At 34.0% G+C, this 24,893-nt stretch carries 22 protein-coding genes; 8 read left to right on the top strand and 14 right to left on the bottom strand.

Translation table 11 applies throughout. The features are described from left to right. The first annotated feature begins 2 nt into the window (after positions 1 to 2). Together IPN31_07790 and IPN31_07785 are read left to right on the top strand one after the other, a co-directional pair. Entirely contained in the window at positions 3 to 785 is a 783-nt protein-coding gene (locus tag IPN31_07790) for an ATP-binding cassette domain-containing protein (GenBank protein ID MBK8681790.1), read from the top strand. Positions 786 to 796: 11 nt separating this feature from the next. After that, on the top strand, positions 797 to 2,005 hold the full coding sequence (locus IPN31_07785; protein MBK8681789.1) for an ABC transporter permease: 1,209 nt from the start codon (positions 797 to 799) through the stop codon (positions 2,003 to 2,005). Positions 2,006 to 2,407: 402 nt separating this feature from the next. Here the strand turns inward: IPN31_07785 and IPN31_07780 are convergent, their stop codons facing one another. The 3 genes from IPN31_07780 to IPN31_07770 form a co-directional block, all read right to left on the bottom strand. After that, the gene (locus IPN31_07780) at positions 2,408 to 3,892 is read right to left on the bottom strand and encodes a T9SS type A sorting domain-containing protein (GenBank protein ID MBK8681788.1); all 1,485 of its coding nucleotides are present in this window, start codon (positions 3,890 to 3,892) and stop codon (positions 2,408 to 2,410) included. Beyond that, positions 3,893 to 5,368, bottom strand: a complete 1,476-nt coding sequence (locus IPN31_07775) for a T9SS type A sorting domain-containing protein (GenBank protein ID MBK8681787.1) — start codon at positions 5,366 to 5,368, stop codon at positions 3,893 to 3,895. 621 nt (positions 5,369 to 5,989) lie between these two features. Beyond that, positions 5,990 to 6,835, bottom strand: a complete 846-nt coding sequence (locus IPN31_07770; protein MBK8681786.1) for a universal stress protein — start codon at positions 6,833 to 6,835, stop codon at positions 5,990 to 5,992. 50 nt (positions 6,836 to 6,885) lie between these two features. Between IPN31_07770 and IPN31_07765 the strand changes: the two genes are divergently transcribed. Then, positions 6,886 to 7,755, top strand: coding sequence for a nucleoside phosphorylase (locus IPN31_07765; GenBank protein MBK8681785.1), 870 nt, complete (start codon positions 6,886 to 6,888; stop codon positions 7,753 to 7,755). Positions 7,756 to 7,757: 2 nt separating this feature from the next. On the opposite strand, the gene IPN31_07760 is transcribed toward IPN31_07765, so the two are convergent. The 6 genes from IPN31_07760 to lipB form a co-directional block, all read right to left on the bottom strand. Further along, positions 7,758 to 8,540: a menaquinone biosynthesis protein gene (locus IPN31_07760; GenBank protein MBK8681784.1), complete on the bottom strand. Its 783-nt coding sequence runs from the start codon at positions 8,538 to 8,540 to the stop codon at positions 7,758 to 7,760. Next, positions 8,509 to 9,123, bottom strand: a complete 615-nt coding sequence (locus tag IPN31_07755) for a histidine phosphatase family protein (protein MBK8681783.1) — start codon at positions 9,121 to 9,123, stop codon at positions 8,509 to 8,511. The genes IPN31_07760 and IPN31_07755 overlap by 32 nt, the downstream gene beginning before the upstream one ends. 1 nt (position 9,124) lies before the next feature. After that, complete coding sequence (gene mqnE / locus IPN31_07750) at positions 9,125 to 10,318, bottom strand: aminofutalosine synthase MqnE (protein ID MBK8681782.1); 1,194 nt, start codon at positions 10,316 to 10,318, stop codon at positions 9,125 to 9,127. A gap of 46 nt (positions 10,319 to 10,364) precedes the next feature. After that, on the bottom strand, positions 10,365 to 11,645 hold the full coding sequence (locus IPN31_07745) for a T9SS type A sorting domain-containing protein (protein MBK8681781.1): 1,281 nt from the start codon (positions 11,643 to 11,645) through the stop codon (positions 10,365 to 10,367). Between the two features lie 92 nt (positions 11,646 to 11,737). After that, positions 11,738 to 12,787 (bottom strand): RluA family pseudouridine synthase, encoded by a 1,050-nt coding sequence (locus tag IPN31_07740; protein MBK8681780.1) that lies wholly within the window; start codon positions 12,785 to 12,787, stop codon positions 11,738 to 11,740. Between the two features lie 2 nt (positions 12,788 to 12,789). Then, on the bottom strand, positions 12,790 to 13,494 hold the full coding sequence (lipB, locus tag IPN31_07735) for a lipoyl(octanoyl) transferase LipB (GenBank protein MBK8681779.1): 705 nt from the start codon (positions 13,492 to 13,494) through the stop codon (positions 12,790 to 12,792). Positions 13,495 to 13,774: 280 nt separating this feature from the next. Here lipB and IPN31_07730 point away from each other — a divergent pair, with 280 nt between their 5' ends. Both IPN31_07730 and IPN31_07725 read left to right on the top strand, forming a co-directional pair. Continuing rightward, the gene (locus IPN31_07730; GenBank protein MBK8681778.1) at positions 13,775 to 14,152 is read left to right on the top strand and encodes a YraN family protein; all 378 of its coding nucleotides are present in this window, start codon (positions 13,775 to 13,777) and stop codon (positions 14,150 to 14,152) included. Next, positions 14,149 to 14,532, top strand: a complete 384-nt coding sequence (locus tag IPN31_07725; GenBank protein ID MBK8681777.1) for a VOC family protein — start codon at positions 14,149 to 14,151, stop codon at positions 14,530 to 14,532. The genes IPN31_07730 and IPN31_07725 overlap by 4 nt, the downstream gene beginning before the upstream one ends. 101 nt (positions 14,533 to 14,633) lie before the next feature. Here the strand turns inward: IPN31_07725 and IPN31_07720 are convergent, their stop codons facing one another. Both IPN31_07720 and IPN31_07715 read right to left on the bottom strand, forming a co-directional pair. Next, on the bottom strand, positions 14,634 to 15,149 hold the full coding sequence (locus tag IPN31_07720) for an RNA polymerase sigma factor (protein ID MBK8681776.1): 516 nt from the start codon (positions 15,147 to 15,149) through the stop codon (positions 14,634 to 14,636). A gap of 102 nt (positions 15,150 to 15,251) precedes the next feature. Beyond that, the gene (locus IPN31_07715; protein ID MBK8681775.1) at positions 15,252 to 16,148 is read right to left on the bottom strand and encodes a MerR family transcriptional regulator; all 897 of its coding nucleotides are present in this window, start codon (positions 16,146 to 16,148) and stop codon (positions 15,252 to 15,254) included. Positions 16,149 to 16,267: 119 nt separating this feature from the next. On the opposite strand from IPN31_07715, the gene IPN31_07710 reads away from it, so the two are divergent. The 3 genes from IPN31_07710 to IPN31_07700 all read left to right on the top strand — a co-directional run bounded on the left by IPN31_07710 (position 16,268) and on the right by IPN31_07700 (position 20,207). After that, complete coding sequence (locus tag IPN31_07710) at positions 16,268 to 17,140, top strand: universal stress protein (GenBank protein MBK8681774.1); 873 nt, start codon at positions 16,268 to 16,270, stop codon at positions 17,138 to 17,140. 338 nt (positions 17,141 to 17,478) lie between these two features. Further along, on the top strand, positions 17,479 to 17,907 hold the full coding sequence (locus IPN31_07705; protein ID MBK8681773.1) for a hypothetical protein: 429 nt from the start codon (positions 17,479 to 17,481) through the stop codon (positions 17,905 to 17,907). 128 nt (positions 17,908 to 18,035) lie between these two features. Then, positions 18,036 to 20,207, top strand: coding sequence for an OmpA family protein (locus IPN31_07700; protein ID MBK8681772.1), 2,172 nt, complete (start codon positions 18,036 to 18,038; stop codon positions 20,205 to 20,207). Here the strand turns inward: IPN31_07700 and IPN31_07695 are convergent. From IPN31_07695 to IPN31_07685, 3 genes are all read right to left on the bottom strand, one after another. Further along, positions 20,204 to 21,256 carry a tryptophan 2,3-dioxygenase gene (locus IPN31_07695; GenBank protein ID MBK8681771.1) on the bottom strand — a complete coding sequence of 351 codons (1,053 nt, stop codon included), beginning with the start codon at positions 21,254 to 21,256 and terminating at the stop codon, positions 20,204 to 20,206. The two genes, IPN31_07700 and IPN31_07695, sit on opposite strands and share 4 nt — an antisense overlap. A 119-nt stretch (positions 21,257 to 21,375) precedes the next feature. Next, entirely contained in the window at positions 21,376 to 23,283 is a 1,908-nt protein-coding gene (locus IPN31_07690; protein ID MBK8681770.1) for a menaquinone biosynthesis decarboxylase, read from the bottom strand. A gap of 96 nt (positions 23,284 to 23,379) precedes the next feature. Beyond that, positions 23,380 to 24,888, bottom strand: a complete 1,509-nt coding sequence (locus IPN31_07685; GenBank protein ID MBK8681769.1) for a hypothetical protein — start codon at positions 24,886 to 24,888, stop codon at positions 23,380 to 23,382. Positions 24,889 to 24,893: the final 5 nt, after the last annotated feature.

The raw sequence follows: 24,893 nt of genomic DNA, 5'->3' as shown, positions 1-24,893 counted from the left end.
TTATGATTGAAGTAATTAATCTTTCAAAAACATTTTCGCTTTCAAAAAAGCAACAAAAAGAAATGGGCGCCGAAATTTCGGGCAACACAATTGATGCAGTCAGCAATATTTCCTTTAGCTGTAAACCCGGTCGCATCTTTACTTTACTGGGTCCGAATGGTGCGGGAAAAACAACTACGTTACGCATGATTGCAACGATATTAAAGCCAACAGGCGGACATATAAAAGTAGCGGGTTATGATGTGGTGGAGCAAGAAGTGGAAGTACGCAGACGATTGGGATTTCTTACCGGCTCTACAGGATTATACGACAGACTTACACCGAATGAGTTTATTACTTACTTCGGGAAATTAAGTGGAATGCCGGATGACTTAATTGAAAAAAGAAAAAAAGAATTGTTCGACAGATTGGATATAAATTCATTTGCAAACAGACGCATTGCAAAATTCAGTACCGGTATGAAACAAAAAGTTTCTATTGCCCGCACCATGATTCACGATCCGGAAGTAGTGGTATTTGATGAACCAACTTCAGGATTAGATGTACTCACTGCAAAAAATATTATTCAATTAATTCGTGATTGCAGAGATCAAAATAAAACCGTTATTTTTTCTACGCATATTATGAGTGAAGTAAATATGTTGAGTGATGATCTTGCAATTATTCATAAGGGCGATTTAATTTATAATAATACTTACGAAAATTTTAAATCAACAATGCAAGAACCAACATTGGAAGATGAGTTTATTCGCATTGCAACTAATCACGAAAACACTAAAGCCTAAATACTACACAGATGAAAAATATATTTACCATATTCCGAAAAGAATTTAAAGATGTTACACGGGATAAACGCACATTATACATGATGCTGTTAATGCCTTTGTTACTTTATCCTGTAATACTCACAGTGGTTACAAATTTTTTGGAATCACAGCAAGAAAAAGCGGATGCAAGTATTACAAGAATTGGTATTATTGAAACCGGTGGCGAAATGTTATTTGATGAATACGCACACTCCACTAAGCAAACAAGAATTACAAATCTTGCAATAGATACAATTACAGCAAAGCAATTAGTTACCACAGATAGCTTTGATGTGATCTATTGGTTTCCTGCAGATTTTGTTGCCGCTATTGATTCTATTTTGCCAACCACTTATAATTATTATTACAACTCAACTAATAATGAATATAAAGTAGATGGTATTCGAAAAATGGATGCAGAATTTCAAGGCATACTCGGTGCAAAAAGAATAGCGCAACTAAATATAAATGCCACACAATTAAATCCTGCATCATCCAGAGGAATTAATCTTGCAAGTGAACGTGAACAAACAGGTGCAATCATCGGTGGAATGATTCCGTATTTCTTTATGATATTTTGTTTACTCGGTTGTATGTATCCTGCAATAGATTTAGCAGCGGGAGAAAAAGAAAGAGGTACGTTAGAGACATTATTAGTTTCATCAGCAAGCAGAGTTGAAATATATATAGGTAAATTTTTAGTTGTTGCATTATCCGGATTTATTTCTGCAATAAGTGCAATCATCGGAATGCTTATCGCAGCAAAAATAAATTTTGATTCAGGGGATATGGCAGGCGGCGGCGCAATGGCAGAATTAATGAATGGCATTTTAGAACCGGGCACCGTAATTCAATTATTATTAATTCTACTTCCATTAAATATTTTCTTTGCAGCACTTTTACTGATGCTATCTATTTATGCAAGATCATTTAAAGAAGCACAGAGTTATATCAGTCCACTGATGATAATAGTAGTGCTTCCTGCAATTATAGGTATGATGCCCGGTGTTCGATTAGATACCACCACCGCATTTATTCCCATATTAAATGTGTCATTAGGAGCCAAAGAAATTATTTCAGGAACTGCACAACCAATACCATTAATACTTACTTATGTTTCATTATTAGTGTATGCCGGAATCAGCTTAATAATTAGCGTGAGATTCTTTAATAATGAGAAGAATATAATGCGAGGATGAGTGAGAATTAAGAATTAAGAATTAAGAATTAGGAATTGAGAATTAGGAATGTAGAATTAGCTGATTGGTTGATTAGCTGATTAGCCGATGTGTTTAATGTGCAAATTTGAAAATGTGCCCATGATATCTATCGGGGTGAGAATGAAATGATTCGGTGATAAACCCGAAGGGTTGTCATTATTTTAACAAACAACACGAACAAAAAATACAAACCCCGAAGGGGTGACATTATAAATTGCCAGTGGACTTTATTAATTGACAATGGATAGTTGACAATGGATTTTTGGGTTTCGATTTTCAAGTTTCAAGTTCCGGCGGAAAAAACTTTCTCACTGAATATTCATTACTAATTACTGACAACTGATTTCTCAATACCCAATACCCTATACCCACTACCCGATACTATTTGAATAACTTCTCCGAATACTTCACCAACCCATCTTCACTTATTTGAATAACATACACACCCGGAGGAAGCTTAGAAATATCCACTTTCGTATTTGTTGTATTTATTTTTTCCTGCAACACAACTCTGCCATCTGCACTGTATATTTTTAAAATATCATTTGCATTTATATCTCCTGAAATAATGATGTAGTCGTATGCGGGATTGGGATAAAATGTAATGGCATTTTTTAATTGCTCCGAATTAATTACACCGGAAATTACAGTATCACATCCACTGCCTGCTAATGCACCCAGATTATAGTTGGGCATGTTGGGAAGACCTCCTTTCACACCTTTACCATTTAACGATAACGTTAAAGTATCAAAATCCGAACTTAGACCTATATTATTAGGTGTATTAATAATTGATAAATTCATATTCTGAAAACTAAAAATATAATCCGGATATATATAAGTCATTGCAATGAAGATTCTATTGTTTGTACCTAATTGAAGTTGCCCTAATTTAAAATCTTCAAAATTTTCCTTATAAATAAGTTGTTTCGTAGAATCAATTATTTCATCCTTACAATTTAAACAATATTGATAAAGTTGGGTATTATTACTTGGCGAAACTATTCCTCCAGTTATGTATAATTTAGTTCCATCAGGCGAAAATTCACACCCATAAGTACCATACTCATGTACGTTTTTAATTGTGTACCAATTTGACAATAAACCAGTACAACGATCAAAATCGGCAAGTTCCACATGTTTCCCTCTTGTATAGGCAAGCATATTCCCTTGTCTATTAAATTTCATTTGACCTAAACCATTATAATTATCATCATCTACAGTTTCAAATCCAGGCTCCTGGTCGAACGGACCTTCAATACCAGATGGTGTTATCAAAAAAGTGGTGATATAGTCCGGCCAATCTTCATCTGTTATAATAATGCTGCTATGAATCATTAACCACCAGTCCCTTCCATTGGCATGCTGAACTGCTTGCATTTTTTCTGTTGTTGGTCTTTCTAATATAGTTATATTTTTTTCAATTACATCTCCAAGTCCACTTTCTGCATCCATATCAACCACACAATAATCGAGGCCATTTTCCAAAGCGTTATCCTTATTATAAAATATATAATACATGCGTTCGGATAATGGCATGGGTAAAATTATTACTCCTTGTGTTATACTTGAACCGAATGCAGAATCCGGGCTTAATTTACCAATTTTGAGTCCTGTGCCATTTGGCATTAATTCATGCTCCCTATTCCAAACATTCTGACCATTTGTATAAAATAATAAATTACCGCTGCTGTCCGAAATACTTGCTTGTGCTTCAAATCCAGATATTGATGATTCAAAGGGTATAATAGTATCCTCGCTAAAAAACAATCCAGTTCCATCGCCAAAAGCCCAGTTAGCATCATATTGCGAAAAGGCATTGCATGCGCAAAAGGCGCATGCAATGAAAATAAATATTCTTTTCATTTAATTGTTTTTTAGGATGAGGAATTTATCTTGTAAAAGCATTTGTCCTCCCTGGATAATGGTAATAATATATAATCCATTACTCAATGCACTTACATCTATCGGAGTTGTCAAATATTTATTTGAAAATGACTCTATCATATTCCCACTTAAATCAGTAATTGTAATTTGAGCAGGAATGTTATAATCATCTATACCACTTATTTGTAAATATCCATTGGATGGATTTGGATATAAGGCAATATTATTTTCCTTCATTCCATCTGTAGCAGAAATAATTATGCTATCACATTCATAACCCGGCAATGCACCAAGATTGTAATTGGGAATGTTGGGTAGCCCATATTTAACTCGATGACCACCCAAGGAAATTGTAAGGGTATCAAAATCGCATGTTGATCCTTCTAAGTTTGGCTTGTTGATTACTGATAGGTTTTTATTATAATTATCATAAACCCAATTGGGATCTATATAGTGAGAGATTGTTATATAAATCTTACTATCGCTTCCAATTTCCATTTGGCTTAATGCAAATCCTTCAAAAGATTCTTTAAAAATTAAAGTACGTGTACTGTCAAGAATAGATTTGCAATTAAAGCAATATTGAACTAATTGCGTTTTGGCAGCTGGTCCATAATTACCAGTGGCATATAACTTTGTTTTGTCGGATGACCATTCTAACCCATACGCACCATATTCAAATACATTATTAATTGTTTGCCAGTTGCTGAATAACCCCGTAGAGCGGTCAAAATCATAAATATCTATATATGTATTTCTAATTAGTGCTACTTTAGATCCATCTTGAGTAAATTTCATTTGTCCTACTCCGGATATATTCTCAAATTCGTATTCTTCTCCATAGTATTGAAAAAAAGGACCTTCGATACCTGATGCAGTAATTAAATATGTAAGAAAATAAAAAGCAGAATCTCCTACCAATACATCTGGCCAGCCTCTTAATACCAACCACCAGTCGCAACCGTTTGCGTGCTTAACTGCTTGCATTTTCTCTGTTAACGATTTATCATAGATTTCAATATTTTTATCTAGGACTATTCCCGTTGAATCACTCATATCCACCAACGCATAGGCAAGTCCAAAGTCCTTGATATAAAAAATATAATATTGATTATAATAATCAGGTTTAGGAACAATAATAACACCCTGCGTAATGCTGCTACCATATTCCACACCATATGGCAAGCCACCTATTTGCAAGCTATCACCGTTTGTCATTAACTCATGGTATTTATTCCAAATATAAATTCCATTTGTATAAAAAAGCAAATTACCATCACTATCTGAAATGCTGGCACTTGCATCATATCCTTGCATACTGGTAGTAAATGATTCTACAATTCCATCATGAAAATATAATCCTGCACTATCTCCAAATACCCAATTCGCATCTTGTTGAGCAAAAGTATAGCAGCAGCTTATTGCTGCTGCTATACATAATAAAATGCTTTTCATAATCCTGAATTTAATATGAATAACTTATCTTGATATATGATAGAGTTATTCTGCTCAATTTTTTTCCGTTCCCGCATCGTCTCCCTTGCGCAGCTTAGGGACGTTGCGGTGATTGAAGTAGAGGTGTTTAAATAATCTATCATATAATTAAATTTAAAAGGTAAATAATCTTTTGTGAAGAAGGCAAGATTTCAATAGTTCCATTATGATTGAAATTTTTGTTATTCCAAATCTAAATAATTTTTTTTAACAATGGTGTAACAGATAAGTAATAATGTTCCGATAGATTCTTAATGGAGAATTATTGAATTGAGGAACTGTGAAATCGTGGAATTGGAAAAGTAGAATTGTAGAATTGTAGAATTAAAAAAAAGTGGAATTGAAAAAAGCGAAGGCGATGGCTAAGGCGATAACTGCATTTGAGTAACCCTAGAACTTGAAACCCGAAACCGGAGATTGCCACGTCGCTCGTACCTCACTCCTCCCAATGACGTTTTTCGCCAACTGCCAATTGCTAAATGCTAATAGCCTTTTAATAATCAGACGAACGATAATTTTTTAACTTGAAACCTGAAACCTCGAACTCAAAACCCAATACCCAATACTCAATACCCGATACCCTTACTCCTGCGGACGAAAACTTAATACCGGAATATCTGCATACATAATTACTTTATTGGTACGGCTGCCGAATATCCATTGTGATAACCAGTTTTGATGTGCTGCCATAATTACAATTAAATCTGCATCTACTTCTTTTGCATAACTGGTTACTGAATTACTCACTGCATCATGACGAATAATTTCTGTGCTGCATCGCAAGCCTTGCTTACGAATTTCTGTTGCAGCTTCTTCTAATCGCTCAATTAATTTATCATCGGAGGTGGTGAGTTCTTCCAAAAATTCTGATGTTGCAAGTAAGTGTATTTTAGCATCATAATCTTTTGCGAAATAAATAATGCGTTCTACTTTTTCAGTAGTATGTTTTGTAAAATCAATGGGTAATAATAAATTTTTAAAGCTGATAGGTTTCTTCGTAGTAAAACTTGTTGCAACCGGAAATGGTGCATCGCTTACTACTTTTCCTGTGTTGGTACCAATGCGAATTTTACTTGCAGAATAAGATCCTCCAAACGTGCCCATAAGGCACAAGGTTGTTTCCATTTTTTCACCAAAAGCAATTATCTCTTCTGAGATGGATTCATCAGATATTATCAAAAATGTTTTAATGCGAAATGCACCACCACTTTTATTTTTTAATTGTTCTAACTTATTATAAAGCGCAGCTATACGATTGCGGTATTCATCTCTTACTTCTATTTTATCTCGCAACTTACTTTTATCAGCAATATGCAATAGATAAATAGGAAGGTCACGGCGATTGGCAATGTATATACCATATTCCAAAGCAGAAAATGCAGGTTTAGAAAAATCAGTGGGAACAAGTATGCCTTTCTTTTCAATCATAATGAATCAGCGCAAAATTAGTTACTCAGTCTGATTAAATTTGTTGCACTGTGTTTAAAGCGAGTGAGATTATATTAAATGCCGATAGCAGTGTATATCATTTACATCTGCATCCAGAACAAGTATCAGATACAATCATAACTGTCGGCGATCCGGAACGTGTACAATTGGTGAGCAGACATTTTACAACCATTGAACACACTGTTGAAAACAGAGAATTTATTACACATACAGGATATTATAACAACAAACGTGTTACAGTAATCAGCAGCGGAATCGGTACGGATAATATTGATATTGTGTTGAATGAATTGCATATTCTGAAACATGTGGATTTGCAAACTCGCAAATTGTTACCAATAAATAATCCATTTAAAATTTTCAGAATTGGCACTTCCGGAAGTTTGCATTCGGATATTCCGGTAGATAGTTTTGTTGCGAGTCATTACGCAATTGGTTTAGATAATCTGATGCATTTTTATCCTTATCAAAATACAAATGAGGAAGATGCACTTTTACAATATTTATTAAAAGCGATTCATTTTCCGAATACAATATCTCCTTATGTCTTTGCATCATCCAAAGAACTACAAACACATTTTGATTCCGGTTTTCATAAAGGAATAACAATGACTTGTCCGGGATTTTATGGTCCGCAGGCGAGAGCAATTTTTTCATCACCAATACTCCCGAATTTTTTAGAACAACTCAATGCATTTCAATTTCAGAACTATCGCATTTGCAATTTTGAAATGGAGTCGTCGGGATTGTTTGGTTTATGTGCTTTATTAAATCATCAATGTATTTCACTCAATGCAATTTTAGCAAATCGTGCAGATGGCACATTTAGTAAACAGCCTGAAAAAACAATTGCAAGATTGATTGAAAAATGTCTGGATGTAATTGGGGGGATAAATTAAAATCAGGATTGCACAGTCTCTAATGTTTTTATTTTTTGCAGAAATAAATCCATGCCTTTGCGTTTTGCATCATCCAAATGATAATTAATATTGTGCGTGAGATAATAATGCATTTCCTGTTCTGAGATAGTGGCGCCGGATAATAAAGCTGCTACTTCATCAATATGATCTACACCAAATTTTAATGCTTCATTTAGCATCGTTATTATTTCTGCATCTATAGGTTTGCGACTAAACCATGCTGCAAATACAAATGGTAATCCTGTATGTTGTATCCAGCATTCAGCAAGATCATATACATATTTAAAACGGCTGCTTACATGAAAACTGCGATCACCAATTACCAATGCAGCAGTGTTATTTTTTACTGCATCTAAAAATCCCGATGAAGCAGGTTTCATTGTTGGAGATAATTTCCAGTATTCTTTTAAAAGTACTCGCAACAATTGCACAGAAGTAAGTGAATGATCATCTAAAAATATTTCTTCTATTTCTTCAATCGGAACATTGCTCACCAAACAAACTGTGCGCACCGGACCGATAGCACCAATGCAATAATCTGTGATGAGTTGTAATTCAGGAATTTCATTTTTTATAACAACGGGTATTAATGCAATATCAGTTTCTGACTGCAACATTTTTTTACCTCCCGCAGAAGGTACATCCAATTGCATATCAAAAAATTGTTTCACCGGACTGTGTTGAATTCCAAATAAAAATGGTTTGGTATTCCAATACGAAACAAGGCTTACTTTAAAATGTGGATTCAACATGTTGTATTTCATTAAACAGTGTTACTCGAAAAACACCTTCATTAAAATTAAGTTTATACAAACTGAGATTGCGATGTGGGTAGCTATCCATTTCTTTTAAATCCTGTTGCAACATAGTGCAAAGTAAAATCCGCATTGCTCTGCCATGCGAACAAATAAGAATATTATTTTCTGGAGTTGTGATGAGCTTTTCCAAAAACTCTAATTGTCGTTGTTGCACATCTACCGGACTTTCACCGCCATCAATTTTTTGTGAGATATCACCGCTCTTCCACAAATGCAAAATTTCATAAAACCGTTTAAAAGAATCGCCATCACTTTGTCCTTCATGCACACCCCAACTAATTTCATCTAAACCTGCATGTTTTTCAATATGAATTCCCGATAGTGCAAATGGCTCTATTGTTTGATAAGTGCGTTTTAAATTCGAAACGAAAATTTTTTCGAAACCTGCATTGTTATATGCATCAAAAAATAATTGACTTTGCAATCTTCCATTTTCATTTAACGAACTATCCACTCCTCTACCCTGCACAATTCCTTGTTTATTAAAATCAGTTTCACCGTGGCGAATTAAATAAATATGCTTTTCCAATTTAATGAATTACAGGAAGATTAATAAACCCTTGAGAGGTATCATCTGCAAATTCTACATCATGAAAATCATGCAAAATATTATATAGCGTATCTCTTTCCACCGGATGTTTTCCGGCCTCACGAATCAATTCAACAATTTCTTTTGTGCTCATTGTTGGTGATTGTTCTTCAGCGCCTGCCATTGAATAAATTTTTGTGCTGTCGTCAATTGTTCCATCAATATCATTTACTCCAAAATTTAAAGACATCTGCGCCACCTGTCTTCCAATCATTGGCCAATATGCTTTTATATGCGGGAAGTTATCGAGGTAAATTCTGGAGATTGCATAATTGCGTAAATCCTCTATTACAGAACCTTCAGGCACATAATTCATCTCATTATTTTTATTGCGAAATTTTAATGGAATGAATGTATTAAATCCACCGGTTTTATCTTGCAAATTTCTCAATCTATCAAGATGATCAATACGATGAGAATAGTTTTCTATATGTCCATATAAAATAGTTGCGTTGCTATGCATTCCTAAATTATGTGCTGCTTCATGAATATCTAACCATGTTTTTGTATCTGCTTTATCTGCACAAATCTGATTGCGAATTTCCTCATCAAATATTTCAGCCCCTCCGCCGGGCAATGAATCCAATCCGGCTTCTTTCAAATATTTTAATCCATCATGCCAACTCAATTTTGCTTTGCGAATCATATATTCTAATTCAACCGCAGTATATCCTTTGATATGCAAATGCGGAGCAATTTCTTTTATCGAGCGCAATAAATCTGCAAAGAATTCAAGATTCATTTGCGGCAATACTCCACCCACAATATGCACTTCAGTAACAGGTTTATCCAAATACGATTTCACAATATCCATCATTTGTTCTTTGGACATTATCCATCCATCTTCCTTTTGTTTTATCAATCTGCTATAGGAACAAAATTTACAGGAGAACACACATAAATTAGTGGGTTCAATATGAAAGTTGCGATTGAAATAAGTAGTGAGCCCGTGTTTTTTTATTCGAATATAATCTGCAAGCGTACCGGTAAAACCAAGAGAAGCATTTTCAAAAAGAATTACACCTTCATCAAAGCTGATGCGTTTATCTTGCAACACTTTATCTGCAATTTTAAATAACACCGGATTATTCGTAGTTCCGGAAAGATGATCAAAAACTTTCTGTGAGTCGCTCATAAAATATGTTTTGTTTTTGATATCAGGCAAGCAAGCTGCCTGCAATTTATTTTGTTACAATAAATTGAATTGTTTCAGAAACAGTTCCATCAGTTACACGAATTAAATAAGAACCTACAGAAAAAGAATTCACTTGTATTAAATGTGCAGTTTCGTTACCGGCAAAAGTTTCTGAATAAACTCTTTCACCCATGATATTAAATACATCCACAAACAGTGTATTATTATTTAATCCATTTGATCTTAAAACAATAGCATCTGTTGCAGGATTCGGATACACCGATAAACCAAAAGGTACCGAAGAATTTACACTGGGAATATTTACAAGGGAAGCACATTCTAGAATTTCTTCACGGGTACTTACCATAATAGCACGCATTTTATTTGCCTGACCTTGCGTGAACATATTCATGCAATTATCATCTGTGTAATCCATATAATTCATAAACATAACACCGGGTGCTGTTGGAGAACAAGCGTCTGTTTTTGGAAAATTAGGGCAGCCATAATTTTCACCTGCTTGATTAGGCGTATCTGCAACAAGATCACTTCCCACACAAGAATTTCCATCATCACCCCAAATATGTTTTAAACTTAACCAATGGCCCACTTCATGTGTGGTTGTTCTTCCTCTATTATAAGGATAAATAGAAGTGCCACCTGTGCCAATCCATTTATAACCAATCACAACACCATCTTTTAGCAAAGCACCACCGGGAGGTTGCGCATAACCTAGAATTGAAGCACCTAAATCACCTACCCAAATATTTAAATAACAATTACGATCCCAAATATCATGTCCATTTTTATCTGTAAATTTTATGTTCTCTGCATAATTATCCTCACCTGGTCCGGTAAAAAGATTCCATGATGTAATAGTTGTTTCAGTTCTTGTAATTCCATCCGTTGGATTACCATCGGGATCTACTTCTGCCATTATAAACTGGATATATGTATCTGCTGCCAGATCTTCAAATGCCGCCGGCGTATTTGTTCTATCCACATTTAATCTTCTGTAATCTTCATTCAGTACATCTAATTGAGAAAGTAATTGTGCATCGGAAACATTTTCAGTCAGATTATTATACACCACATGAAATACAACAGGTATATAATAAACAATTGTATCCTCACTAGATCTGGATTCAGATTTATTTTTAATCATTTCATCCACATGCATATCAATCGTATTTAATTGTTGTAAATATCCAGGATATTGCTGTTCCAATTGTTGTATATATTCATTGGTTGCACAAACAGGACGAGTTTGTGAAAAGGTGTTACAATAAAGTATAATTCCCAGTATAACTAAAGCTGATTTTAACATGAAAAATATTTAATTGATGGAAAACAAAGTTAAGTATAAATCAACTTCAATTTGGCGAATCGTGTTTGAGCAAAGTAAAAGAGATGTCATTACTACATTTTCAACTGATGCGAGTATTTTCTCCATTTATCAATTGCTCCTTGAAAATCTTCAGGTAAAGGACTGATAAAATGCATTTGTTCCTCAGTATCCGGATGTATAAATCCTAATGAATATGCATGCAGTGCCTGACGGGGAATAATTTGAAAACAATTATCAATAAACTGTTTGTACTTGGTATAGATTGTTCCCTTCACTATTCTATTGCCGCCATAAGTATCGTCATTAAAAATAGGGTGGCCAATATATTGCATGTGCACACGAATCTGATGTGTTCTGCCGGTTTCCAATTTGCATTCCACAAGGGATACATAACCAAAACTTTCTAATACTTTATAATGAGTAACAGCATGTTTTCCATCTTCAGGATCAGGTGTTACTGTAAATAATTTTCTGAATCTCGGATGTCGTGCAATACTTCCTGTAATTGTTCCTTCTTTCTCTTCAAATTCTCCCCACACCAACGCATGATAAGTGCGTTCAATACTATGCGCAAAAAATTGTTTAGCTAAATGTTGCATAGCATAATCTTCTTTTGCCACCACTAATAATCCACTGGTATTTTTATCAATGCGATGCACTAATCCCGGACGAATATATTCGGTGGAAGCATTGGGTAATGTGCCGAAATGATACATCAATGCATTTACAAGTGTGCCTGTATAATTGCCCACACCGGGATGCACAACAAGCCCGGCAGGTTTATCTATTACTGCAATACACTTATCTTCATAAACAATATTGAGCGGAATATTTTCAGCATGCACTGTACCGTCAAATGCTTTACCCGGCAGCACTACAGAAATTTCATCACCCGGTTTTACTTTATAATTGGATTTAACAACAATCCCATTTACAAGTATGGAACCTGCCTTAGCAGCATTCTGAATTTTTGTTCTACTGATATTTTCTATTCTATTCAACAGAAATTTATCAATGCGTAAAGGCTCTTGTTTAGGATCTGTTTTTACACGAAACACTTCGTATAAATCTTCTTCCGTTTCTTCTCCGGGGTTTGTTATTTTTTCTTCAGGTATTTTCATTTTCATATCGTATATAAATTACATTGGAACACATCTTCAAAATGATGCATCACTTTTTTCTTTACAATTTCCATATCAATTATTTCACCCAATTCCTGCTGCAGAGAAGTTACTTTTTTATCACTTAATCCGCATGGAATAATAGTATCAAAATAACTGAGATCTGTATTTACATTAAATGCAAAACCATGCATGGTAACCCATCTGCTGCAACGGATTCCGATAGCACAAATCTTTCTGGCTTTAAATGGATTTTCAGCATCTAACCACACACCGGTTACACCTTTTAATCTCTCTCCACTTATTCCGTACTCAGCAATAGTTCTTATAATTACTTCTTCAATATCTCTTAAATATTTTCCGATATCCGTATAAAATGCATCTAAATCTAAAATGGGATAACCTACAATTTGTCCGGGACCATGAAAGGTAACATCCCCTCCCCGATTGATTGGAAACAAATCAATATGTTTTTGTTGCAATACACTTTTACTCAATAACACATTAGATGCATTTGCATTTTTTCCAAGCGTGATAACAGGTGTATGTTCGCATAATAATAAATGATGTTGCACTTCCTGCTTTGGTTTATCCGCTTCCCTATTTTGTATTTTAATTTGCACCGTTTCATTAAATACTTTTTCCTGATAATCCCAGGCATCTTTATAATTAATTGTTCCTAAGTCTTCAAATATTACCCGATTCATGATACAATTATTTTTAGATCCAATACCATTTTACAATTTGATTTTTGAAATGTGAATAGCAGGTAATTCCTTGTTATAAAATTTATATTCATTAATTCAAAATCCCGGATGATGCATAATCGTTCACAAAATAATTTCTTGGTTGAGAATAAAAATTTGATGTGAAAAATATTCACAGACAAAATAATACTACTTATAAAGTTTAATAGAATAAACACAATCGAAAAACCTTGAATATATTTGTCTGAAGACATTTGCACGGGCAAAATAACAATATTTTATGGCGGTACACCATATTAAAGGAAAAGAAGGTGAAGATCAGGCAGCTAGGATGTTGCAGGACAAAGGATATATTCTGCTTGAGCGCAACTGGCGATTTAAGAAAGGAGAAATAGATATTATAGCACAGCAAAACAACATCATTGTATTTGCAGAAGTAAAAGCCCGCAGCACAGAAAAATTTGGTTATCCTGAATTTGCAGTTACAGCCAAAAAACAAAAATTACTTGCAGCCACTGCCGAAGCGTATTTATATGAAAAGCAATTAGAAAATGAAATCCGATTTGATATTATAACCATTATTTCAAATAATAAAACAAATGAAATACGCCATTTTGAAGATGCATTTTTTCCAAATCCAACCGATGATTTACAATGATTAATGGATTGCATCATATTGCTATAATTTGCAAGGACATTGAAAAATCAATTGCATTTTATACTGATGTATTAGGATTTGAAAAAATGAAATCTACTTATCGTCAAGAACGTAAATCCTGGAAAGTGGATTTGCATCATCCTGCAAATATTACCTTAGAATTATTTACGTTTGAAAATGCACCTGAAAGACCATCCTATCCCGAAGCCATCGGACTTCGACATCTTGCATTAAGCGTTGTGAATATAGAAGATGTTGTTCAGAAAATTATTTCAAAAGGTATTCAAGTTGAAAGTATTCGTACGGATTTAATAACAGGAAAGCGATTTACTTTTTTTGCAGACCCTGATGATCTGCCCATTGAATTATATGAAGTATAAAAAAATCAGCAGAATAATATTGTTTCAATCAATATCAATCTGCTGATCGTATCTTGAAAAATTGGATTTGATATTTCTATTGAAAACAGAAATACTTTAAATCAATATCTCACAAATCCTTTTTCTTTTAAAAATTGCTGCATTTGTTTGCGGGCAAAAAAGATACGGCTCTTCACAGTACCAAGAGGTAAACTTAACTCCTCGGCAATCTCATCATATTTAAACCCATGATGATGCATCATAAATGGTTTGCGATATTCAATATTCAAACTATTCACTGCTGCAAGCAGATCTTCCATCACGAAACTTTTCTCAGCAGAATTTTCAATGGTTATAGGTCCTGAGTTTAGCAGAAATAAATTTTCTGAAAAATCATTTACCACATTTCGGCGGGAAGTTTTGCGATAGTTGTTGATGAAAATATTCTTCATAATGGTAATTAACCAAGCCTTCAGGTTGGTTCCATCATTAAACTTATCCTGATTGGATATTGCTCGTGCGTATGTTTCCTGCATTAAATCCAGAGCATCATTATGTTCTCTGGTTAAATTCATGGCAAAAGCTTTAAGGGGTTGCTTATGCTCAATCATCTGGGTGTGGAACTGATTACTTGTCATAGTTATATTGTTTAATGTTGATAGTTCAAAGTTGAACAAAACATTTGTAAAAAACAAACTTTTGTTTAATATTATAATTTTAACATTAAACATTAACTAATTTTAAGTATTGCCTGTCAAGTCTTCAATTTTTGCCGTTACATCTTCCATATTATTTAGTATGGAAACATTCTTATTTAAAGACCGAGGTGGATTAAACAGCTGAACACCAGAAGCAAAAACTGTTGAATCGGGAAATTTATCTGAAAGTTTATTGAGATATTCGCTTACAGAATAACCATGCGGAGCATTGGTTATTATTGTATAGAAATAATCCGGATTAAGACGTTCACCGACCGTGAGAACATCTTTAAGTGGGACACTTGGCCCTAAATAGGTAACATTTTGGCGGCGTACTTTTAAAAGATAATGCAAGAACAATAAAGTGAGTTCATGCCATTCACCATTCGGAAGAAATAAAACAAATCTTTTTGAGTTTGGATTAAGTTTTCCGCTATTAGCATCTATACACACTATTAATTTTTGCCTTATTAACTGAGAAATAAAATGTTCCTGAGCTGCCATAATACCTCCAGAAACCCACAATACTCCCAACTTTTCCAAGAAAGGAAAAATAATTTTTATCATGGTTGGTTCAAAGCCTATTTGTTTAATAGAGGAATTGAATAATTGCAGAAATTGAATTTCATTAAATGCAATGGCTGCTTCTATCATTGCTTCAATCTGCGTTCGGTAATCGTCGCTCAATTTGGTTAGCGCTTTAATAGCGTCAGAAATATCTTGCTGCGACATTTGAGAAAGGGTTGAAATTTTCTTTCCTTTTCGATTTAGCAGTGCAAGACTCATCAGATATTTTACTTCATCTTCTGTATAGTATCGGATATTGGTAGAAGTGCGAGCAGCTTTTAAAATACCATAACGCTGTTCCCAAATGCGAATGGTATGCGCTTTTATTCCTGAATATGTTTCAAGATCCTTAATAGAATAGGTAATTGACATTGCTTCAAAATGTTTAGAAAAAGAATTAGTAGGTTAACATACTTTAATGCAAAAGGTTGACTGCAATTTTGGAAATCAACTTGCATTCTTATTAACTTGCCATTCATAAATAATAAGTGATGAAAAATATTTTAATTCCTGTTGACTTTAGTGATTATACCTGGACGCAAGTTCAATATGCATTAGACTTCACCAAACATTTTGCATGTGAAATAAGACTTGTGCATGTTTTTGACGATCCGTTTGTGGACAAGGATATTAGCCAAACGCCCATTAAAAATCAGGTTACAGGATACACAGAGGAACTGATTCATAAAATGGAAACCGATGCACATTCAAATATGCAAGTGATGTTGGCAAAGGTGCGAGAAGCAACCAAGGATAGAAAAGATTCAGATTTTATTCTTAGTAGTTCTGTGCGACGTGGTTTTGCTGCCGATGAAATATTAAATGAAGCACGGGCCTGGCGACCACATCTTATAATTATGGGGACCAGAGGACATTCTAAAATTGATAGAGTGATGTTTGGTACTGTAACTCAAAGTGTAATCAAGCATGCGCATATTCCAATATTAGCTTTACCATTAAATTATTCTTTCCGTAAAATATCCAAAGTATTATACGGTACCAATTTTAATAATTATGATGTGTATGCCATTGGTAAAATGATGCACTTACTTCAGGATTCTGAATGTAAATTTCATATCACGCATTTCAATTTAGATGATGATATAGTTTCTGATGAAAAAAATATGATGCAATTGTCTAGTCAGGTAGAAAATGATTATCGGAATGCCCGGCTACAATTTGAAATTATTAATAGTGAGAAATTGAAAAAAGGTTTTGAAGAATTTATAGCGGATTATTCCATTGATATGGTAGCGCTCACCGCCAGAAAAATGAATATGTGGCAAAATCTGTTTACAAAAAGCAATACAATTATGTTGCTAAATGCCACAGATATTCCATTGCTTGTTTTTCATGAGGTATAAATAGCAATTGATAAAGTAATATTCTTTTTTTTCAACAAACTATTTTTACTTCCCAATTTTAAAAAAATGAATTGAACTTTTTTTTTCTAGCGATTGAAAATGCACCTAATATGTTTATCAAATCCAATCCAGCATACCATTAACTTCAAAAAAAATATTATCCTTAGCGGAGAGGATGCAACGTTTTTTAAAAAGAATTCAACTATTTAAAACGAACCTTCCAACCACTGCTATTTATTATTGTAAAAATTAATCGAACTTGCAATTGAATGGCATACACTTTGAACAAATCGGCAAACTATTTCGTATTATATGTATTATTAAAAAACTGATTTGCCATGATTAAACAATTTGCTCTTCCTAATTATGTTATCTGGATTTTCGCCGGCATCGCTTTCGTTGTCGCCGGATCAATTGCCATTTTTGAATGGACTTTTGGAATAGCAACATTTGCTTTATTCGCTGTTCTTGCATATATCGGCTATCGAATATTCTTTCGCCCTGCATTAATTGCACTTAACTTAATTCAAGAAGGTGAACCGGCAACAGCAGTTATTCTTAAGGTTTGGGAAACCGGAAGAACAGTTCAGCAAAATCCACGCATTGGATTAAAACTTGAAATATTTCCACCTGAACGCATACCTTATGAAGTTGAAATAAAACAAAATGTTTCTAAAACTGACATGGCTCAATTTAAAGAAGGTAGAACATTGAAAGTAAGATTAGACCCACGCAATCCAAAAAATATCGCTGTAATACCAAAATAAAATTTTTACAAAGTGTATAATCAGGTCGCATAAATAATGCGACCTTTTTTATTTTTACCCAATTAGTAGAATCCACATTATCTAAAACAAAGAATACCGACCCTCGTTTAGTAAATTAGCACTGTAATATGAAAAAACTATTTCTGATTTCCGGATGCATTGCGTTACTAATTTGGGGATGCAAATACACTGAAAATATAACAGACGGACAAACTGCCTATAATTTAAAAAAGTACTCCTTAGCTGCAGAACTTTTAGAAAAGGAATTTAATAAAGATGAGTTAGGTACTACGAAAGCGCAATTGGCTTATCAGATTGGCCAGAGTTATCAATATAATAATCAAACAGAAGCAGCGGCTACCTGGTATAAAACAGCAATTGATTGGGAGTATGGTTCTGATGCAGTTCTGGCGTTTGCAAAAATGTTGAAGGCACAAGAAAAATATAATGAGGCGATAAAACAATTTCAAGCGTACTTAATTGAGGAACCTTATCGTAGACCGGAGATTACCGCAGAAATCACATCAAGTGAAAATGCGTTGACCTGGATTAAAGCGGATAATGATGAATTTGATAAAGAGATTTATATTACTAATCTTAAAACATTGAATTCGGCGGATGCTGATTTTAGTCCTGCATTTTCAAGTTCCACCTCTATTGCATTTACTTCCTCCAGAGAAAATTCAACGGGTGATTTAAAAGATAAATGGACAGGAAATAAATTTTACGATGTGTATGAAGCCACATTTACGGGCTATGGAAAATTTAATACCCCACAATTATATTCTGGAAAAGTAAATTCAGAATACAATGATGGCTCTCTTATTTTTTCTTCTGATTTTACTGAAATGTTTTTTACTCGATGTGGTTCTGATGACAGGAAGATTGATGACTACTGCAATTTATATTACAGCGCAATACTTCCCGAAGGCGGCTGGAGCGAACCCGAAGTATTACCTTTCTTTGAAGACTCATTAAATATCGGCACAGCATGTTTATCTATAGATGGACAAACATTATTTTTTGCGGCAATGGGACCAAATGGTTTAGGCGGCAGCGATATTTATTATAGCAAACGATTATTTGAAGGTTGGGATACTCCGGTAAATGGGGGTACTTCAATTAATACAGTTGGCAATGAAGCGTTTCCAAATTTTGATGCTGAAGGTAATTTTTATTTTGCCAGTGATGGACATCCGGGTATGGGTGGTCTCGACATATTTTCAGCAAGTTTTAATAAAGGTAAATTCAGTGGTGTAACTAATATGAAATATCCAATTAATTCAGGTGCGGATGATTTCGGGATGATGATAGTAAAACAAACTAAAGATGTCTCAGCAGATACATTAATGGTTGGATATTTTTCTTCAGCACGAAAAGGTGGTGTTGGTGGTGATGATCTTTATATGTTTGTAAAGAAACCAAAGAAATTACGTGCCCCTGTATTTGTTTTAAATGGAAAAATAAATCAGAAAGTGTATGAAGACACCAGCGATGTAACTTCAACAGTTATAGATACAATTTCATTACCGGGAGCAATTGCAACAATTGGATTTTCAGAATTAAATACCTTGCTCGCAAAATTTGTTTTACCTATAGATTCCTCATTCAATGTAATTGTTGATTCATTAAAAACATATAAGTTCAGCGGAGCTAAAGAAGGATATTTTACAGGCTCCAAAAATATTAGCATCACAGGTTATACAGCAAAACCCGGAGACACTTTAATAATTTATAGTGAGCTCGTGTTAGATAAAATACCTTCAAGCAAAGAAGCGCAGATTAAGTTGAATAATATTTATTACGATTATGATGATACTACATTGCGTGCAGAATCTTTTCCTGAATTGGATAAATTAGTTGTGATGTTAACTGAAAATCCAAATCTTACTATTCAAATAAATTCACATACGGACTCTCGTGGTTCTGATAAGTATAATCAGAAATTATCGCAAGGTCGTGCTAATAGTGTAGTTGTTTATTTAATATTAAAAGGTATTGATTCGGAACGCTTATTTGCAAAAGGATTTGGTGAAAGTAATCCTGATAAAATAAAAACATTGGTTACTGTTCCGAGTGGAACTGTTATTCCAAAAAATACTATTCTCACCGAAAAGTATATCAATGGTTTCAAATCCAAAACAGATGATTTTGAATTTTTGCATCAGTTAAATCGTCGCACCACTTTTAATATTGTTAGTGATACATTTAATCTTAACTCAGATGCGCCGGATGAAATTGAAGTGGACCCTGCTCCTGAAAATAATGAGATAAAAGATAATCAGGAAAAACAGGATTAAGCGTTGCGATAAAAACCAAGTCTTAATTCTAATTCCTGACTTAATACAGGTAATTTATGGCGTTCAATTAAAAAGCTGGAGAGTATGGCAAAGTCTTTAAAAATATAATGTTTGTTTAAAGCTCCTTGCAAATAATCTTTACCAGAACTTCCACCAGTTCCAACACGATTTCCGATCATGCGATGCACCATATTAATATGTCTGAATCTCCACGTAGCCATTTGCTCATCTATATTCACCATTGCATTCATAAAATTAAATGGCATATGCAAGATTGGATATCCTCTGTATAGAGAAATAAATAATGCAGAACGCATTGCTTTTGAAGATAAGGAAGTATATTCACTTTTAGAGTCAGAGAAAAATATTTGTTTAAAAGTTTCAATATTCTGTTTCTCTCCTTCCACTAATCCACTTTCATAAATATTTATAAAATCCGACCAGAAAGGATGCATTATATTATCATTTGAAGTAATGGCCTTATAATTTTCCCATAATTCAGGTGAATCAAAAAACGGCATTCTGGATAACCACCCATCAATCAATTCTAATAAAGTAGGTTGCTTCTCTACTTCTTTTATCATTTCCACAAACTGTGGTTTCAATTGCGATAAATAATATTGCTGACCATGACGATTATCGAATTTCAAACCAAGTTTTGCTTCTATCATTTTAAATTGCCAACTCTGAAAACCGGATGCCGGACGCAACAAATCACGGAAATCATGAAAGTCCAACGGTGTCATTGTTTCCAAAATATCAATTTGATGTACTAACAAATTTAATATTGTACCTACACGATTCATACGATGCACTATAGTCTGTAATTCAGGTGAATTATCATTCAACATTTTACCATTCATTATTTGTAATGCAGAATCCAATTCATGATGAATTTGCTTAAACCACAATTCATACGCTTGATGAATAATTATAAATAACATTTCATCGTGAGCTGAAATATTTTCTTTATCACTTTCCGGAGCTTGAGAATTTAGAATTCTATCTAATTGCAGATATTCGGTATATTCAACTGGTGGACGATTCATAATTATAGTATTTAAAAGTTATCAATTGGTCAAATGTAAAACCTGTGTTGCAGGAATAAAAATATTTCTAACATTTAGAGGTTTTAAAAAAGAAGAATTATTTGAATTAGAAATGAATATCAATTTTGCTCTACTATAGCACCGCCTTTTAAATATTGATTGCGATATCTCAATGAAGGAGAAGAAATAAATGCTCCTAAACCTAACTTATCCCATTTTGCATCCACCGCTTTTATGGTATCATCATCCATGCAAATAATATTTGGCCAGTCACGATTAAAATTATCGAACTGCTTTGTTTTTCTCGTTCCATCAATAGCAGCATGCGAAATTCCATTCACTCCGTGCTTAAAAATATAGATATCACGTTTGGGATCAATATTATTTGCAGCATGCCATGTTACCACATCTATATCTGCAGCATTTACAACGCTATCAGTAATTACCAAAAATTTAATTGCATCCATTCCCGGTTCTGAAAATAATTTTTCTGATAATTCACCTACATGATGCAATCGATTTTTTTCAATTGAAATTAAAACGAGAGAGATATTTTCTAAAATCAGATTAATATTTATTGAATGAATTTCAGGATACTTTTGCATTAATTTCTCTGTATCAATTTGTATTTCTGATATTACAATATTTTTAGCCAGATCATTTTTTTCTTCTTCACTTTTTAAAGTAGCATCAATACACATTTTACCACCAAATGCAAATTTTGAACAGCTATGATCTAACACATCCATCGGCCCCTGACTGATATAAATATCTTGTGCAGGATCAGTATAATTACTTACAGAACGTGCCAGTTCTTTATAGTTTTGAATCGTAGTATTTTCATCAGCAATAATCAATATTTTATTAAACATCATTTGTCCTGCACCCCACATTGCATTCATTACTTTTTGTCCATGACCTGAGAATTCTTTTTTAATTCTTACTGTAGTCAGATTATGAAATACACCTTCAATCGGCATATCCATATCCAGCATTTCAGGAAGCATAGTCATTTTTATAGGTGCTATAAAAATGCGTTCTGTTGCTTTTCCAATCCATGCATCTTCTTGTGGAGGAATGCCAACAATAGTGGAAGGATACACTGCATTTTTACGATGTGTAATACAAGTAATATGAAATTTCGGATACCAATCAGCTAAAGAGTAATATCCGGTATGATCGCCAAAGGGGCCCTCCCAAATTAAATCTTCTTCTGGATCAACAAAACCTTCAATCACAAAATCTGCATCCGAAGGAACATACATATCTTGAGTAATACATTTTATCAGATCTACTTTCTTTTTTCTTAAAAATCCTGCTAAAACATATTCATCCACATTAGGAGGAAGTGGCGCAGTTGCCGCATAAGTATATGCGGGATCACCACCCAGAATTACAGCAACCGGCATTTTTTTACCTAAGCGTTTATAAGAATTAAAATGCCCTGCAGAAACTTTGTGTTTATGCCAATGCATACCTGTAAGTGTAGGTCCAAGAACTTGCATGCGATACATTCCAACATTGCGAATTTTAGTTTCGGGATCCATTGTATTAATTACGGGCAATGTTAAAAATGGTCCGCCATCTTCAGGCCAGCACGTCATAACCGGTAGTTGTGTTATGTCCGGATTTTTATTTATTACTTCCTGACAATCGCCTTTGCCTTTGCGCATCTTTGGCATCCATGAAGCAATTTTTCCTAATTGTGGTAACAACTTTAATTTATCAGTAATAGAATCTTTTGGAGTTGCAATAGTTTTAAATAAACTTTCTATTTCAGCAGCAATATCATCTAATTTCTCAACGCCCAATGCAAGACACATTCTTTTTTCACTACCCAATGCATTTATTAGTAAAGGAAATTGATATCCTGTATTTTCAAAAAGTAATGCCGGTCCGTTGTGCTTGGAAATTCTGTCAACAATCTCAGTGATTTCTAAATGCGGATTTACATATTCTTTAATACGAATGAGTTCGCCCTCCTGCTCCAACCGTTGAATAAATTCCTGTAAATTTTTATAAGCCATATAGTACTAACAAAAATAACCAAACCTTGTTGGTGGTTTAATAAAATAAAAACGACGCATCATAGATGCGCCGTTATGAGTGTGTGTACTCATTTACTAAAATCTAAAACCAAAGCTCATTAAAAAGTTACTAAAGCGCTTGTCAATTGTTGCGCCTGAATTGCCTCCATTTACATCACTATAATATTCCTGATCGTATTCGGTGGATGAAGAATTCACATAAGCAAAATCAACAAAGTAAGATCTCTCTTTAATACCAAATCCTGCAGTAAATGTATTTTTTGCATAATCTGCATTACCTGTTGCAACACCACTATTAAAAGGAGTTGCTTGAATTGCATAACCACCTCTTAAACGAAAAATATCAATACTCGCTTCGGCACCAAATCTAAAATTGTGTGCCCCCGTATATTTTCCATTTATCGTGTTGTTCAAATTATTTTCATAATTAATATCACTTCCTGAACCAATGCGATTAAAATTATAATGTGCTTCACCATAATCAACAAACTCATAATCAAAACTCAAGAAGCCGTATTTCTGAATTGTAACAGCAGCACTTCCAAATAATCTCCATGGAGTGGTTAAGCCATATAAATATTCACCATATGGAGATTCATAGTAATAGGAGCCCGTCATATCTAATTGTGAATTCATTGAACTGTAATATCTTTCATGCATATCAATATAAGTAGGTGTATGCACTGCACCGCCAATACGCACATAATTACTTATGCGATAAATAAAACCGAATTTACCGTTGATACCAAAACCATGTGCATCTGTATTATTTACTAAATCGAAAGAATTAAAATCATCATGCACATTATTTACATCTGCTTCTGAATAAATTGATGAATAATTATAATTGACAATCGGCATTCCCATCGTTGCTCCGATATATAATTTATTACCATAATTTCCAGCAAAAGATAACACCATTTCATCATAGCCTCCGGATGTTTGAATGTATTTGCTTTGCTGCACATTGCCATCTTGAATTACAGAAGAGTATTGTGTTGTATCACTGGGATAAGGATTTAACATATAAGTTTCCCAAGCTAAACCGGCACCAAAAGGAGCGCTATTATAAACGTTAGATGGATTGGTGCCTCCATTGGCATTTAATTGAGAAACATAATCATCCAATAAAGAATTAGCATTATTAAATCCGGAATAATTAATTTCAGAATTATAATTTGCCAAACGATTATATCCAAAACCAAAATTGGTACTCACCCAATTATTCGTAGAATTTTCCCGGCCTTTATACATATTGGTAAGCACCATTCCTGCACCACTCACATGGAAATTATCACGATCTCTATCCTGATAATTATCATACATTTCAGAACGATTATTAATAAAAGCCAGACCCATTCCAAAAAACAATTCGGAGCTTCTATAAATACCTAAACCTGCAGGGTTCATACTCAGCGTACTAAAATCTCCACCAACTGCGCCGTATGCATTGGCGGATCCCCATGAACGGGCAGTGCCCCCGAAGTCAAGTGTAGAGTATCGTAAAGCATCTTCATCGGATTGAGCAACCAACCTTAAAGGCAATACCAATAGCAGGGCATAAATTGTATACCATTTTTTCATAAACT

The sequence above is a fragment of the Bacteroidota bacterium genome, assembly GCA_016715425.1.
Taxonomy (GTDB): Bacteria; Bacteroidota; Bacteroidia; order Chitinophagales; family BACL12; genus JADKAC01.
The sequence above is the reverse complement of the archived record's forward strand: the minus strand, read 5'-3'. Positions and strand labels throughout refer to the sequence as shown.

Excerpts from the sequence above, each read along its gene's own strand:
- IPN31_07730 (MBK8681778.1), top strand. The coding sequence starts at position 13,775 with ATGGCGGTACACCATATTAAAGGAAAAGAAGGTGAAGATCAGGCAGCT.
- mqnE (MBK8681782.1), bottom strand. The coding sequence starts at position 10,318 with ATGAGCGACTCACAGAAAGTTTTTGATCATCTTTCCGGAACTACGAAT.
- IPN31_07695 (MBK8681771.1), bottom strand. The coding sequence starts at position 21,256 with ATGAATCGTCCACCAGTTGAATATACCGAATATCTGCAATTAGATAGA.
- IPN31_07775 (MBK8681787.1), bottom strand. The coding sequence starts at position 5,368 with ATGAAAAGCATTTTATTATGTATAGCAGCAGCAATAAGCTGCTGCTAT.
- IPN31_07700 (MBK8681772.1), top strand. The coding sequence starts at position 18,036 with ATGAAAAAACTATTTCTGATTTCCGGATGCATTGCGTTACTAATTTGG.
- IPN31_07710 (MBK8681774.1), top strand. The coding sequence starts at position 16,268 with ATGAAAAATATTTTAATTCCTGTTGACTTTAGTGATTATACCTGGACG.
- IPN31_07725 (MBK8681777.1), top strand. The coding sequence starts at position 14,149 with ATGATTAATGGATTGCATCATATTGCTATAATTTGCAAGGACATTGAA.
- IPN31_07720 (MBK8681776.1), bottom strand. The coding sequence starts at position 15,149 with ATGACAAGTAATCAGTTCCACACCCAGATGATTGAGCATAAGCAACCC.
- IPN31_07690 (MBK8681770.1), bottom strand. The coding sequence starts at position 23,283 with ATGGCTTATAAAAATTTACAGGAATTTATTCAACGGTTGGAGCAGGAG.
- IPN31_07780 (MBK8681788.1), bottom strand. The coding sequence starts at position 3,892 with ATGAAAAGAATATTTATTTTCATTGCATGCGCCTTTTGCGCATGCAAT.
- IPN31_07705 (MBK8681773.1), top strand. The coding sequence starts at position 17,479 with ATGATTAAACAATTTGCTCTTCCTAATTATGTTATCTGGATTTTCGCC.
- lipB (MBK8681779.1), bottom strand. The coding sequence starts at position 13,494 with ATGAATCGGGTAATATTTGAAGACTTAGGAACAATTAATTATAAAGAT.
- IPN31_07740 (MBK8681780.1), bottom strand. The coding sequence starts at position 12,787 with ATGAAAATACCTGAAGAAAAAATAACAAACCCCGGAGAAGAAACGGAA.
- IPN31_07785 (MBK8681789.1), top strand. The coding sequence starts at position 797 with ATGAAAAATATATTTACCATATTCCGAAAAGAATTTAAAGATGTTACA.
- IPN31_07715 (MBK8681775.1), bottom strand. The coding sequence starts at position 16,148 with ATGTCAATTACCTATTCTATTAAGGATCTTGAAACATATTCAGGAATA.
- IPN31_07745 (MBK8681781.1), bottom strand. The coding sequence starts at position 11,645 with ATGTTAAAATCAGCTTTAGTTATACTGGGAATTATACTTTATTGTAAC.
- IPN31_07790 (MBK8681790.1), top strand. The coding sequence starts at position 3 with ATGATTGAAGTAATTAATCTTTCAAAAACATTTTCGCTTTCAAAAAAG.
- IPN31_07760 (MBK8681784.1), bottom strand. The coding sequence starts at position 8,540 with ATGAAATACAACATGTTGAATCCACATTTTAAAGTAAGCCTTGTTTCG.
- IPN31_07770 (MBK8681786.1), bottom strand. The coding sequence starts at position 6,835 with ATGATTGAAAAGAAAGGCATACTTGTTCCCACTGATTTTTCTAAACCT.
- IPN31_07685 (MBK8681769.1), bottom strand. The coding sequence starts at position 24,888 with ATGAAAAAATGGTATACAATTTATGCCCTGCTATTGGTATTGCCTTTA.